This is a genomic window from Lysobacter sp. Soil_N_51, from assembly GCF_057655755.1.
The window spans coordinates 347,979-360,322 of sequence record NZ_JBDGLR010000002.1 but is presented as its reverse complement, the minus strand read 5'-3'; the positions used below and the strand labels follow the sequence as shown (position 1 = coordinate 360,322).

Below are 12,344 nucleotides of genomic sequence, written 5' to 3'. Positions count from 1 at the left end.
GCCGAACTCAGCCCTTCTTCTTGGGGATATACAAATCCGTGATCGTTCCATCGAACACCTCCGCCGCCATGCCGACCGACTCGCTCAGAGTCGGGTGTGGATGGATGGTGTGGCCGATGTCGGCGACTTCGCAACCCATTTCGATCGCCAGGCCGACTTCGGAAATCAGATCCCCGGCGTGCACGCCGACGATGCCGCCGCCGACGATGCGGTGGGTGGCTTCGTCGAAGATCAGCTTGGTGAAGCCTTCGGTGCGGCCGATGCCGATCGCGCGGCCGCTGGCGGCCCACGGGAACTTGCCGACGCCGACCTTCAGGCCCTTGGCCTTGGCTTCGGTCTCGGTGACGCCGACCCAGGCGATTTCCGGATCGGTGTAGGCCACCGACGGGATCACCCGCGCGACCCACTCCTTCTTCTCGCCCGCGGCCACTTCGGCGGCGAGCTTGCCCTCGTGAGTGGCCTTGTGCGCGAGCATCGGGTTACCGACCAAGTCGCCGATGGCGAAGATGTGCGGCACATTGGTGCGCATCTGCCGGTCGACCGGGATGAAGCCGCGATCGGTCACGCCGACGCCGGCCTTGTCGGCGCCGATCTTGCCGCCGTTGGGCGAACGGCCGACCGCGACCAGCACGCGATCAAAGACCTGCGCGTCGGGCGCCTTGTCACCTTCGAACGACACCTTGATGCCGTCCTTGACCACTTCGGTGCCGGCGGCCTTGGTCTTGAGATGCACCGCCACGCCCTGCTTCTTCAGGCGATCGGCGAGCGGCCTGACCAGATCCGGATCGGCGCCCGGCATCAGCTGGTCGAGGAACTCGACCACGGTGACTTCGCTGCCCAGCGCGCGGTACACGGTGGCCATTTCCAGGCCGATGATGCCGCCGCCGACCACCAGCAATTTATTCGGGATGTCGGCCAGTTCCAGCGCGTCGGTCGAGTCCATGACGCGCTTGTCGTCCCACGGAAAGTTCGGCAGCTTCACCGCCTGCGAACCGGCGGCGATGATGCATTGCTCGAAGCGGATCAGCTGGGTGCCGCCCTCGCCGGTCACTTCCAGTTCGTTCGGCGAAATGAACGTGCCGGTGCCGGCGACCACGCGCACCTTGCGCTGCTTGGCCATGCCGGCCAGGCCCTTGGTCAGTTGGCCGACGACTTTTTCCTTGTACTTGCGCAGCGCGTCCAGATCGATCGTCGGCTTGCCGAAACTGACGCCGTAATCGCTGGCGTGCTGGGCTTCGTCGATGACCGCGGCCGCGTGCAGCAGCGCCTTGGACGGAATGCAGCCGACGTTGAGGCAGACGCCGCCGAGGCTGGCGTAACGCTCGACCAGCACCGTGTCCAGGCCGAGGTCGGCGGCGCGGAACGCGGCGGTGTAGCCGCCGGGGCCGGAGCCGAGCACGAGCATGCGGCATTCGACGTCGGCCTTGCGGCCGCTTGCGCTGGCGGCGGTGGGCGCGGGCGGGCTCGGCGCATTCGTCGCCGCGCTCGCAGGTGCTGCTTCGCTCCTTCCCCCGCTCGCGGGGGAAGGCTGGGATGGGGGCGCGCCGGCCGGCGTACCCTCACCCGCCGCGCCGGGCGCCGCGACCTCTCCCGCAGGCGGGAGAGGCGCTTTGGTTTCGCTGGCGGAGGCTGCATCGCCCACGGCTTCCAGGACCGCGATCACCGCGCCCTCGGCCACCTTGTCGCCGATCTTGACGCTGATCGACTTGACCACGCCGTCGGCCGAGGACGGGACTTCCATCGTCGCCTTGTCCGATTCCAGCGTGACCAGGCCCTGGTCCTTCTTGACCGTATCGCCGACCGCGACCAGCAGCTCGATGACGGGGACGCCGTCGTAATCGCCGATATCGGGAACCTTTACTTCGATGCTGTTGGCCATGACGCCGTGTCCTCCGGTTCTGATCTGTTTCTGGCGAACGCGCCGCGCGCATCCGTCGTGGGGTCGCGCGGCGGAGCCGCGCGGCGCGCGTGCGCCGTGACAGCGCGCGCGCTCGATGCGAAGCCGTCGCGTGCGGGCAGGCGCGCGGCGGCCGGGACGATCATTCGCCGGCCGACCCAGAGCCGGCCTGAGCCAGCTGGGCGTCAAGTTCGTCCAGCGATTCGCCCAGCGCGCGCCAGCGGCGTTCGCGCTTGGAGATGCTTTCGTTGGCGGCCTCGGTCATCAGCCCGGCCTGCTCCATCAAGGTTTCGCCGACGCCGCAGTCAGGACGCAGTCCGCTGACGCGGATGCCGTCGACCACGAACAGCAGCTGATCCTTGTCGTGGAACTCGGCCGGCTTGTCGTCCGGCGCCATCGTCGTCAGCGCGCGCTTCCAGGCGCTGACCACACGCGCGGCCAGTGCTTGCGGGATCGGCGCTTCTTCCTTGTCGACTTCCTGCTCCACGCGCAGTTGCAGGGCGCCGCCGTTACGCGAGGAACTCCAGCTCTGCACGCGATCGTTGGGCACGGCGTGACGCACCGTCCAGTCGGCCTCGCCTTCGCCGGCGATCAACATCAAGCCGCTCTCCACGCCGCGCTGCGGCAGATAGGTCAAGCTCAGCCGCGGCGCGGCCTGGGCCGCGAGCAACTGCTCCACCGCCGAGCCGTGGTTTTCGGTGGCCGGCGGCCAGCCGCGGCCGAGCGCGAACGTGCAGCCGTCGGCGGCCTGCGCGAGCGGCGCGGCCAGCACCAAGGCCAGGCCGAACAATGCGCATCGGCGCGAAGAGGAACCAGAACGTGCGAAGGGCATGCGGCTCATTGCAGCGGGCGATCCTGTGTGGGCGGCTGGCGTCGGGGGCGTACTGGCGAGGAAGGTACTGGCGATGGCGAGGCGCGACGATCGGCGCGTCTCGCGCATCGCCGCCGGCACGGGCGGCGATGCGCGGGTCATCGCGGCGGCGAACCGGCCGCGCGACGACCGCGAACCGCGCTTACAGCAACACCCGCCGCATGTCGGCCAGCAACTGCGCCAGGTGCGCGGTGAAGCGCGCGGCGGCGGCGCCGTCGATGACGCGGTGATCGTAGGACAGCGACAACGGCAGGATCAGGCGCGGCGCGAACTGCTTGCCGTCCCAGACCGGCTTGGTCGCCGACTTGGACACGCCGAGGATCGCCACTTCCGGCGCGTTGACGATCGGGGTGAACGCGGTGCCGCCGATGCCGCCGAGCGAGCTGATCGAGAAACAACCGCCGCTCATGTCGGCCGGGCCGAGTTTGCCGTCGCGCGCCTTGGCCGCGAGTTCGCCGGTTTCCTTGGCGATCTGCAGCACGCCCTTTTTGTCGCAGTCGCGCACCACCGGCACGACCAGGCCGTTCGGGGTGTCGGCGGCGAAACCGATGTGGAAGTACTTCTTCAGCGTCAGGTTTTCGCCGCTCGCGTCGAGCGAGGCGTTGAAGTTCGGAAACTTCTGCAGCGCCGACACCGAGGCCTTCATCAGGAACGCGAGCATGGTCAGCTTGAGGCCGGCCTTCTCGTTTTCCTTGTTGAGCGTCACGCGCAGCGCTTCCAGATCGGTGATGTCGGCATCGTCGTGCTGGGTGACGTGCGGGATCATCGCCCAGTTGCGCGCGAGGTTGGCGCCGGACAGCTTCTGGATGCGGGTGAGCGGCTTGACCTCGGTCTCGCCGAACTTGCTGAAGTCGACCTTCGGCCACGGCAGCAGGTTGAGGCCGCCGCCCAGGCTCGGCGCCGCGCCGGCGCTGGCCGCGCCACCGCCGCCGCCCTGCATGACGCTCTTGACGAAGGCCTGCACGTTTTCCTTGCTGATGCGGCCGCCGCGCTCGCTGCCGGTGACGCGGCTCAGGTCGACGCCGAGCTCGCGCGCGAACAGGCGCACCGCCGGACTGGCGTACGGCACCTTGTCGGGCATCAGCTCTTCGGCGGTGAAGGCCACCGGCGGGGTGCGCGGCGGCAACGCTTCGGGGTCGGTGCCGGCGTTGGCGGCGGCGATCGGAGCGGGGGCCGGAGCTGCTTCGGACTTGGCCGGCGCTTCGGGCTTGGCAGCTTCCTGCTTCGCGGGCGCGGGGGCTTCGGCTTTGACTGGAGCGGCGGGTGCTGACGGCTTGGCGGGTTCTTCGGCTTTCGCGGGCGTTGCTTTTTCTTCCCCTTCGAGTGGCTCGATCAACGCCACCACGCTGCCTTCGGCCAGCTGATCGCCGATCTTGACCTTGAGTTCGCGTATCACGCCCGCGAACGGCGCGGGCACTTCCATGGTGGCCTTGTCGGATTCCAGCGTGACCAGTCCCTGGTCCTGGGTCACCGTGTCGCCGACCGCGACCAGCAGTTCGATGACGGGTACGCCGTCGTAGTCGCCGATGTCGGGGACGCGTGCTTCCTTCAGATCAGCCATGTTCGTGGGGCTCCGCAATGCGCGAAAACCCTATTGTGGCGGTTGCGGCCGGTCACGCCAACCGCACGGCGGCCCATGCAGTACTAAAGACCTAAGCGGCAATGCCGGCGGCCTCGCGGGGCGCTACGTACGCCCAGGTATTGGGATGGACGTCGCGGCCCGCGACGGCGAGACGCGGGCGCGGACCGCCGATGGGCACACGGCTGGCGGATTCGCCCGGACGCGTATTCGTCCAGGCGCGGCGACTCAATGCTTGTCGCCGCCGGACTTGTTGTCCTTGATCTGGACCCGCAGCAACTCCAACGGCCGGCCATCGAAACGGTAGCTCAGCGCATTGTCGATCGCGTCCAGCTCGACCATCTGCCGGCACAGCTTGTCGGCGCGGCGGCCCAAGGCGTCGGCGCGCGGCTGCACCGCGGCTTCGATCTTGGCGTCCAGGCTGTCCAGGCGCTTGAGCCGCTCGGCGTCGCCGCTGAGCGCGGCGGTGACCGCGCCGCCGACCAGTTCGCCGACCAGGATCGGCACGTTCTCGCCGAGCGCATCGGCGATGCCGTCGCCGAGCACCTTACCGCTGAAATGGGTCGGAGTGACCACGTTGCTCAGACGCTTGTCGAGGTCCTTGCGCATCTGCTCGATGCGGCCGCGGGTGCGGTCGGGGTGATTGCCCAGCACCGCGGCCACCTCGCCCAGCGCGGTAAAGGCGATGTCGGCGGCCTCGCGGCCGATGTGCTGGGCCTCGGGCATCGCCGCGCGCGCGCCTTTCTCGAACTCGGCGATGCGGCGCGCGTCGTCACGGCTCAGTTCGACCCAGCGGTCGTCGACGAACAGCCGGCCCTGGCGCATCACGATCGCCTTGGGCACGCCGTCGTCGCGGGTCAGGATCAGGCTGCGCTGGTTGAGGGTCAGGTCGAAGGCGCTGTCGATCTCGCAGCTGGCGTCGACATGGACGTTGGCGGCGAAGACCGGGCCGCTGACGAGCGTGGTGGCGGCCATGGCGGCGATCAGTACGGGGCGGGACAGGCGCATCGTCGGTTCCTGGACGGTTCAATGGCGACCACAGTGCGGCCGCGGCGCCCAGATTTCGTGTGCCGATGGGTGGCGTGACCTTTGTCATGGCGGTTGACCGTACGCAATCGGGCGGTTGGCGGGCGATCGACCTTCGCGATCGATTCGCGAGGCGCGCTTTGTTCGCGCAACAGCGACTCGAACGCGCCGCAAGCACGATGAACGACGTTTCCGCAGTGGAACGCATCGATGACGCAATCGATGCAAAGGCAGTTTTTCTCGCGATTTCGATTGGCTTCATGCGAATCGACTTCGCGCATCACGCGGATGTTTCGATGATTCGCACACCTCGATCGACTCGGCGCGCGTTCCAGTCGAATTTTTCGCGATGGTCCGATAGCGCTTGTTTTACCGGGTTTTTTCGCTATTCCTGCTTAAAACCAGCGCCTTAATCTCGTTCATAAACCATCGCCGCGTGAACGAATTTCGTTCAATTCGCTCGTTTCAATATTTGTTCATTTCGTTCATTTTCCCCTTGAAAACACGGGTCTAGCACGTGTCGTCCGTGAAAAGTTCCTTCACGCGCATTCGCGCGGCAAGTTCGGTTCATGCATGCGTTGTTACCTTGCGCTCCGCCTCCCCCAAGGCGTCGTGCAACACCACAACAACAGGAGTCCACTCCATGATCCGCATTTCTCATTTGACTCTCGCCCTGCTGGGCACCATGGCCCTCGCCCCGGCCGCCTTCGCTCAGGATGCTTCCACCGACAGCGCCAGCGGCAAGCGCTTCGCCGTCGTCGGCGGTTACTCGCTCAGCGAACCGACCAAGAATCCGCAGATCGGCGGCGTGCGCACCAACGTGGACGGCGGCGGTGCCCCGACCCTCAGCGCCAGCTGGTACATCAACGACAACATCGCCATCGAAGCGTGGGGCGCGGCCGACAAGCTCGGTCAGCGCGTCAACACCGGCGGCGGCAAGATCGGCAGCGTCGATTCGCAGCCGGTCGCGCTGAGTGGCCAGTACCACTTCCGCGGCGCCGACACGATCGTGCGTCCGTTCGTGGGCCTGGGCTACTACGAAGCCAACTACAGCAACGAAACGCTGAGCAGCGGCAACCGTCTGGGCATCGAGAACGCCAAGGGCGCGATGGCCACCGCCGGCGTCGATCTCAACATCAACCCGACCTGGTTCGCCCGCGCCGACGTGCGCTACATGCAGGGCAAGCCGGACGTGAAGCTCGACGGCGTCAAGGTCGGCGAAGCCGAGCTGAACCCGGTGACCATCGGTATCGGTCTGGGCGCGCGCTTCTAAGTCGCACGCTGTCACGCGGTACGATCCATGCAACACGACGGGCCCCTCGCGGGGCCCGTTTTTTTACGCGACCGACAACGATCCGATCAGAGGAACTTGATCAGATAGAACGCCGCGCCGCCGGGATCGCAGACCCGCGCGATCCGTCCCACGCCCGGCGCATCGAACGGCGGAAACGCGATGCTGCCACCCAGCCTGAGCGCGCGCGCGGCGCAGGCGTCGACATCGGCGACCTGCAGGTAGATCGACCAGTGCGGCGCGATCTCGCCCCAGTCGGCCGTCATCTGCAACAGACCGCCGAGCATGCGCTGCTGATCAACGAAGACGCGGTACCCGGCCGGCGTCGCCGGATGCGCCTGCATGCGCCAGCCGAACAGGCGCTGGTAATAGGCTTCGGCGCGAGCGATATCGCGCGTCGCCAGTTCCGCCCAGCACACCGCGTTGTCGACCCCGATCGCGTCCACGCCGGGGTGCGCGCGTTGCTGGGCGAGCGAGAACACCACGCCTTCGGGATCGGCGCATACCGCCATGCGCACGTGCTCCATCAGTTCGAACGGCGCGGCGAGCATGCGCCCGCCCAGCGCGACCGCGCGCGCGGTCATCGCGTTGCAGTCGGCGACGCGGAAGTACACGCCCCAATGCGAGGTGCTGTTGCCGTCGGGACCGGGCGCGGCGCCGGGCACCAGCGGGTAACTGCCGGCGACATCGCGGCCGGCGAGCTTGAAGGTGGTGTAGGCGCTGCCGGCCGGCATCGGCGTGCGTTCGATGGTCCAACCGAACAAGGCGCTGTAGAAAGCGTCGGCCGCGGGCTGATCGTGGGTCGCCAGCTCGAACCAGCACGGCGCGCCGGGCGCGTGGACGAGTGCGGTCATGTGGCGTTTCCCCCTGAACTGCGGACTACGCCTCGACACTACGCGCAGGCAACCCGATCGTCATGGCGCGCTGCGGCGAAAGCTTGAATCCAATGAATGCGGTGGCGGCGGGTGTGGTGTCGGTGGCGCCGGCGCGCCCTCACCCGGCGCGCTGCGCGCGCCGACATCTCCCGCGCGCGGGAGAGGTGTGCCGAGTTTGTCGCGTCGATGGGCGCGCTGGCTGAGGCCTGCTTTCGCCAGGGTCTGCACTCGCCAGTATCTGTCGTGGCAGGGGGCTACTGTCGCCAGCACCTGCTTGCGCTATGGATGTTCAGCTTCGGCGTGAACGCTCTCGCGGCGCATCAGGTACAGACCGCTGGCGACGATGATCGCCGCGCCGATCCAGGTCACCGAATCGGGCAGCACGCCCCACAGGCTCAGGTCGAGCATCACCCCCCAGATCAGCGCGGTGTATTCCAGCGGCGCGATCAGCGAGGCTTCGCCCAGACGAAAGGCTTCGGTGACCGCGTATTGGCCGATCGTGCCAGCGATGCCCAGGCCGAGGATCAGCCACAGGTCCTCGCTGCGCAGCGGCACCCAGCCCGACCAGGCCAGCGCGCCAGCGCCGACGGTGATCATCACCATCAGCCACACCATCATCGCCTGGGTGCTGTCGGTGCGCGCGAGCAGGCGCACGGTGATCGCGCTGACCGCGTAGCCGAACGCCGCGGCGAGCACCGCCAAGGCCGCCATGCTGAGCATGCCCTCGCCGCTGGGGCGCAATAGCACCAGCACGCCGAGCAGGCCGATGCCGATCGCGATCCAGCGCCGCGGCCCGACCCGCTCGCCGAGAATCGGCACCGACAACGCGGTGATCAGCAGCGGCGCGATGAAGAAGATCGAATACGTCGTCGACAGCGGCAGGCGGTTCACGCCGTAGACGAAGCTGGCCATCATGCCGACGCCGAGCACGCCGCGCAGCAGATGCAAGGGCCAGCGCACCCGCAGCAGCGGCCGCCAACCGGCGCTGGCCAGCGCCCAGGTCAGCACGAACGGCAACGACGACAACCCGCGCAGGGTCGCGACCTGGAACGGCGGATAGTGATCCGACAGCAGCTTCAGCACCGCGTCCATCAACGAGAACATCAGCACCGCGACCAGCATGGTGACGATGGCGCGGCCGCGGTGCGGGTGGGCCGCGGTCATGGCGCGCGCGTCGCGATGCGAACCGCGCCAGCGGCGCAATTACGGCTGATTGAGCGGGGGTGGCGCGGAAAGGTCATGGCGGCGTTGCGGACTGGACCGTTCATCATGCCGCGCCGCGCCGGGCGCGTCATCTGCGCTGCGTCATCCGTTCGCGGTGAGCGCGACCCGGCGCAAACGGCGGCGCAGGCCCAGGGTGTAGAGCTGGTAGTAACCGAGCAACAAGCCGCCGACCGCGAACAGGCTGCCCTGGCGCGGCAACCACGCGCCATGCCCGCTCCAGCCCTGCGCGCCTTGCCACAGGCCGTAGACGATGCGCGCGGCGACGATCAGGGTCAGGCCGAGGATCAACCAGCGGTTGGGGGTGTAGTACAGGCCCTTGGGTTCGTGTTCGAAACGGGTCAGGGCCAAACCGAGCGCGCCGAGCAACAGGCCCGCGAGCAGACCGCCGCCGGCGTACAGGGGCGCATCGTCGATCCAGTGGCCGACCAGCCAAGCGCTGAAAAAGAAGATCAGCAGCGACAGCAGCGACAACGCCGCGGCCAGATGCACCACCCACGGCAGCGCGCGACGCCGCGCCTTGCCATAGCGGTAGCGCTGGATCAGGCCGATCGGCAGCAACAGGGCCCACAGCAGGACCAGGGCCAACAGGGCGAGCGGGATGATGAGCAGCAGGGGCATGGACGCATGCTTAGCGAGTGCGTGCGATGGTGGTGGCAAGAGCGGTGGTCGAAGGCGATTGCGACATCTGCCGGTCTGCGATACCTGCCGACCTGCAATACGTGTCGAACTGCGGTTGCCTGCGCATGCTTACCTGTCTGCGCTTGCCCGCCTGTGCCGACTTGAATGCGCGACGCCTGGTTTTTGCCCGTCACTCCATGTTTTTGACCGTCATCCCCGCGAAGGCGGGGATCCAGAGGCTTCAGAGTCATGCCTGGATGAAGCCCTGGATGTTCGGCTCCGCCGAAATGGGGCGGAGTCCGCCTTCGCGGGAATGACGATCTGAGATGACGACGCAAAACCAATTATCCCGCGAAGCCGAAGATTCAAGCCCTGATCGCGACAGAACTCTGAAGTCTCTGGATGTTCGGCTCCGCCGAAATGGGGCGGAGCCCGCCTTCGCGGGAATGACGATCTGAAATAACGACTCGAAACCAAGATGGGCGACACACGCGTCATTACAAACCCCACGTAACGATATGCAGGCCGCTGCGAACCCTGCAGCAACGAGCGGGCCGCTGCGAACGCCGCAGCGACCATCACCTCGGCCGTCCACGGCTAAGCCTCAAGCCGCCTCGTTCAAACTCGCAATATCGATCACGAAGCGATAGCGCACATCGCCCTTGATCATGCGCTCATAGGCCTCGTTGATCTGAGCGATGTCGATCAGCTCGATATCCGAAGCCACGCCGTGTTCGGCGCAGAAATCCAGCATTTCCTGGGTTTCGCGGATGCCGCCGATCAGCGAGCCGCCCAGCTTGCGCCGCTGCATGATCAGCGCGCCGGCCGCGACCGTCGACGGGGTTTCCGGAATCCCGAGCAGGACCATGGTGCCGTCGAACTTCAACAGGCCCAGGTAGGCGTTGTAGTCGTGATCGCCGGACACCGAGTCGATGATGAAATCGAACGAGCGCGCCAGGGTCTTGAAAGTGGCCTCGTCGCGGGTCGCCGCGAACGCATGCGCGCCAAGCGCCAGCGCGGCGTCGCGCTTGGATTCGGAGGTGCTCAGCACGGTCACCCGCGCGCCCATCGCCACCGCCAGCTTGACCGCCATGTGGCCCAGGCCGCCGAGGCCGACCACCGCGACTTCGTCGCCGGCCTTGACCCCGTAATGCTTCAACGGCGAGTACGTGGTGATGCCCGCGCACAGCAGCGGCGCGGCGCGGTCGAGCGGAATCGACGCAGGGATGCGCAACACATAGGCCTGATCGACGGTGATCCGGGTCGAATAGCCGCCCTGGGTCGCGAGGCCGGTGCCGCGTTCGCGCGAGTTGTAGGTGCCGGTCATGCCCTGATCGCAGTATTGCTCTTCGCCGGCGTGGCATTGCGGGCATTCGCGGCAGGAATCGACGAAGCAGCCGACTCCGACCGCGTCGCCGACCTGGAACCCGAGCACGTTGGCGCCGACCTGGGCGACCCGGCCGACGATCTCGTGGCCCGGCACCATCGGGAAGCGGGAACCGCCCCACTCGTCGCGGGCCTGGTGGATGTCGGAATGGCAGACCCCGCAATAGAGGATGTCGATCAGCACATCGTCCGGGCCGGGTTCGCGGCGTTCGATCGAGAACGGGGCCAGGGGCGAACGCGCGTCTTGGGCGGCGTAGGCGGCGGTCTTGAGCATGGGGCGGGTCCAGGTGGCGTGGAAGCGCTCGATTCTAGCGAGGCGGCGTTCCGCCGCCGTCAATTGACGGCCTTTTCGAGCCCGCGTCGCTGCAACGCTGCGTATCGCCACGGCGCTTGCGCTACCCTTTGCGCCGTTCCCCCATCACTGCGAGTGCGCCATGCCTTCCTTCGACGTCGTGTCCGAAGTCGACACCCACGAACTCACCAACGCGGTCGACCAGGCCAACCGCGAGTTGACCACCCGCTTCGATTTCAAGAACGTCGAGGCCAAGTTCGAGCTCGACGACAAGGCGATCAGCCAGTCCGCGCCGAGCGAATTCCAGCTCGAGCAGATGACCCAGATCCTGCGCGCCCGCCTGGCCGCCCGCGGCATCGACGCGCGCTGCCTGGAATTCGGCGACGTCGACACCAACCTGGCCGGCGCGCGGCAGAAGATCACCGTGCAGCAAGGCATCGAGCAGAAGCTGGCCAAGAAGATCGCCGCGGCGATCAAGGACGCCAAGCTCAAGGTCGACACCCAGATCAACGGCGACAAGCTGCGCGTCAACGGCAAGAAGCGCGACGACCTGCAGACCGCGATCGCCCTGCTCAAGGGCATGGAATTCGAGCGGCCCCTGCAGTTCGACAATTTCCGCGATTGATCAGCGCGACCCTCCGTTGTGCAGTGAGCCAGCGACCATGAGCGATCCCCTGTCGAGCCATGCTTCGCCCAACCACGCCTCATCGGACGAGGCCGAACCGATCGCCGCGACCCGGCGCTGGCTGGAACGCGCGGTGATCGGCCTGAACCTGTGCCCGTTCGCCAAGGCGGTGCTGGCCAAGGGCCAGGTGCGCTTCGTGCTGAGCGATGCGCAGACGCCTCAGGCGCTGCTGGAAGAACTCGCCTCGGAATTGGTGCTACTGGAACAAAGCGATCCCGAGCGCATCGACACCACCTTGCTGATCCACCCGCAGGTGCTGCAGGACTTCTTCGACTTCAACGATTTCCTCGACCTCGCCGACGGAGCGGTCGCGGCGCTGGATCTGGAGGGCGAGATCCAGGTCGCCAGTTTCCATCCCGACTACCAGTTCGCCGGTACCGGATTCGATGAGGTCGGCAACTGCACCAACCGTTCGCCGTATCCGACCTTGCACTTGTTGCGCGAAGCGAGCGTCGAGCGCGCGGTGGCGGCGTTTCCGGATCCGGATGTGATCGTGGAGCGGAATCTGGAGACGCTGCAGAAGTTGGGGTTCGAGGGGTGGCGGGGGTTGTTGGCTAAGTGAGTTGATGCCGCTTAGATTGCGCGTAGAGGCAGAGCAAG

12 protein-coding genes are annotated in these 12,344 nt (G+C 67.0%); 4 read left to right on the top strand and 8 right to left on the bottom strand.

The genetic code is table 11. The features are described from left to right. Positions 1 to 7 precede the first annotated feature (7 nt). The 4 genes from lpdA to AC3A4T_RS04510 form a co-directional block, all read right to left on the bottom strand. Positions 8 to 1,879 carry a dihydrolipoyl dehydrogenase gene (gene lpdA, locus AC3A4T_RS04525; RefSeq protein WP_487674298.1) on the bottom strand — a complete coding sequence of 624 codons (1,872 nt, stop codon included), beginning with the start codon at positions 1,877 to 1,879 and terminating at the stop codon, positions 8 to 10. Between the two features lie 160 nt (positions 1,880 to 2,039). Beyond that, positions 2,040 to 2,738, bottom strand: a complete 699-nt coding sequence (locus tag AC3A4T_RS04520) for a hypothetical protein (RefSeq protein WP_487674297.1) — start codon at positions 2,736 to 2,738, stop codon at positions 2,040 to 2,042. A 172-nt stretch (positions 2,739 to 2,910) separates the two neighbouring features. Continuing rightward, entirely contained in the window at positions 2,911 to 4,329 is a 1,419-nt protein-coding gene (locus AC3A4T_RS04515; RefSeq protein ID WP_487674296.1) for a dihydrolipoyllysine-residue acetyltransferase, read from the bottom strand. Between the two features lie 246 nt (positions 4,330 to 4,575). Continuing rightward, positions 4,576 to 5,355, bottom strand: a complete 780-nt coding sequence (locus AC3A4T_RS04510; protein ID WP_487674295.1) for a DUF2884 family protein — start codon at positions 5,353 to 5,355, stop codon at positions 4,576 to 4,578. A 74-nt stretch (positions 5,356 to 5,429) separates the two neighbouring features. Between AC3A4T_RS04510 and AC3A4T_RS04505 the strand changes: the two genes are divergently transcribed. Both AC3A4T_RS04505 and AC3A4T_RS04500 read left to right on the top strand, forming a co-directional pair. Next, on the top strand, positions 5,430 to 5,786 hold the full coding sequence (locus tag AC3A4T_RS04505; RefSeq protein WP_487674294.1) for a hypothetical protein: 357 nt from the start codon (positions 5,430 to 5,432) through the stop codon (positions 5,784 to 5,786). A gap of 230 nt (positions 5,787 to 6,016) precedes the next feature. Continuing rightward, on the top strand, positions 6,017 to 6,646 hold the full coding sequence (locus tag AC3A4T_RS04500; protein WP_487674293.1) for an OmpW/AlkL family protein: 630 nt from the start codon (positions 6,017 to 6,019) through the stop codon (positions 6,644 to 6,646). 86 nt (positions 6,647 to 6,732) lie between these two features. Here the strand turns inward: AC3A4T_RS04500 and AC3A4T_RS04495 are convergent, their stop codons facing one another. The 4 genes from AC3A4T_RS04495 to AC3A4T_RS04480 form a co-directional block, all read right to left on the bottom strand. Further along, positions 6,733 to 7,518 (bottom strand): VOC family protein, encoded by a 786-nt coding sequence (locus tag AC3A4T_RS04495; protein WP_487674292.1) that lies wholly within the window; start codon positions 7,516 to 7,518, stop codon positions 6,733 to 6,735. Positions 7,519 to 7,818: 300 nt separating this feature from the next. Continuing rightward, on the bottom strand, positions 7,819 to 8,703 hold the full coding sequence (locus AC3A4T_RS04490) for a DMT family transporter (protein ID WP_487674291.1): 885 nt from the start codon (positions 8,701 to 8,703) through the stop codon (positions 7,819 to 7,821). A gap of 141 nt (positions 8,704 to 8,844) precedes the next feature. Then, positions 8,845 to 9,381 carry a CcdC protein domain-containing protein gene (locus AC3A4T_RS04485; RefSeq protein ID WP_487674290.1) on the bottom strand — a complete coding sequence of 179 codons (537 nt, stop codon included), beginning with the start codon at positions 9,379 to 9,381 and terminating at the stop codon, positions 8,845 to 8,847. Between the two features lie 604 nt (positions 9,382 to 9,985). Continuing rightward, positions 9,986 to 11,041 (bottom strand): NAD(P)-dependent alcohol dehydrogenase, encoded by a 1,056-nt coding sequence (locus AC3A4T_RS04480; protein ID WP_487674289.1) that lies wholly within the window; start codon positions 11,039 to 11,041, stop codon positions 9,986 to 9,988. 160 nt (positions 11,042 to 11,201) lie between these two features. On the opposite strand from AC3A4T_RS04480, the gene AC3A4T_RS04475 reads away from it, so the two are divergent. Beyond that, complete coding sequence (locus AC3A4T_RS04475) at positions 11,202 to 11,684, top strand: YajQ family cyclic di-GMP-binding protein (RefSeq protein ID WP_056115918.1); 483 nt, start codon at positions 11,202 to 11,204, stop codon at positions 11,682 to 11,684. A 37-nt stretch (positions 11,685 to 11,721) separates the two neighbouring features. Next, positions 11,722 to 12,306, top strand: coding sequence for a DUF1415 domain-containing protein (locus AC3A4T_RS04470; RefSeq protein ID WP_487674288.1), 585 nt, complete (start codon positions 11,722 to 11,724; stop codon positions 12,304 to 12,306). The last annotated feature ends 38 nt before the right edge of the window (positions 12,307 to 12,344 follow it).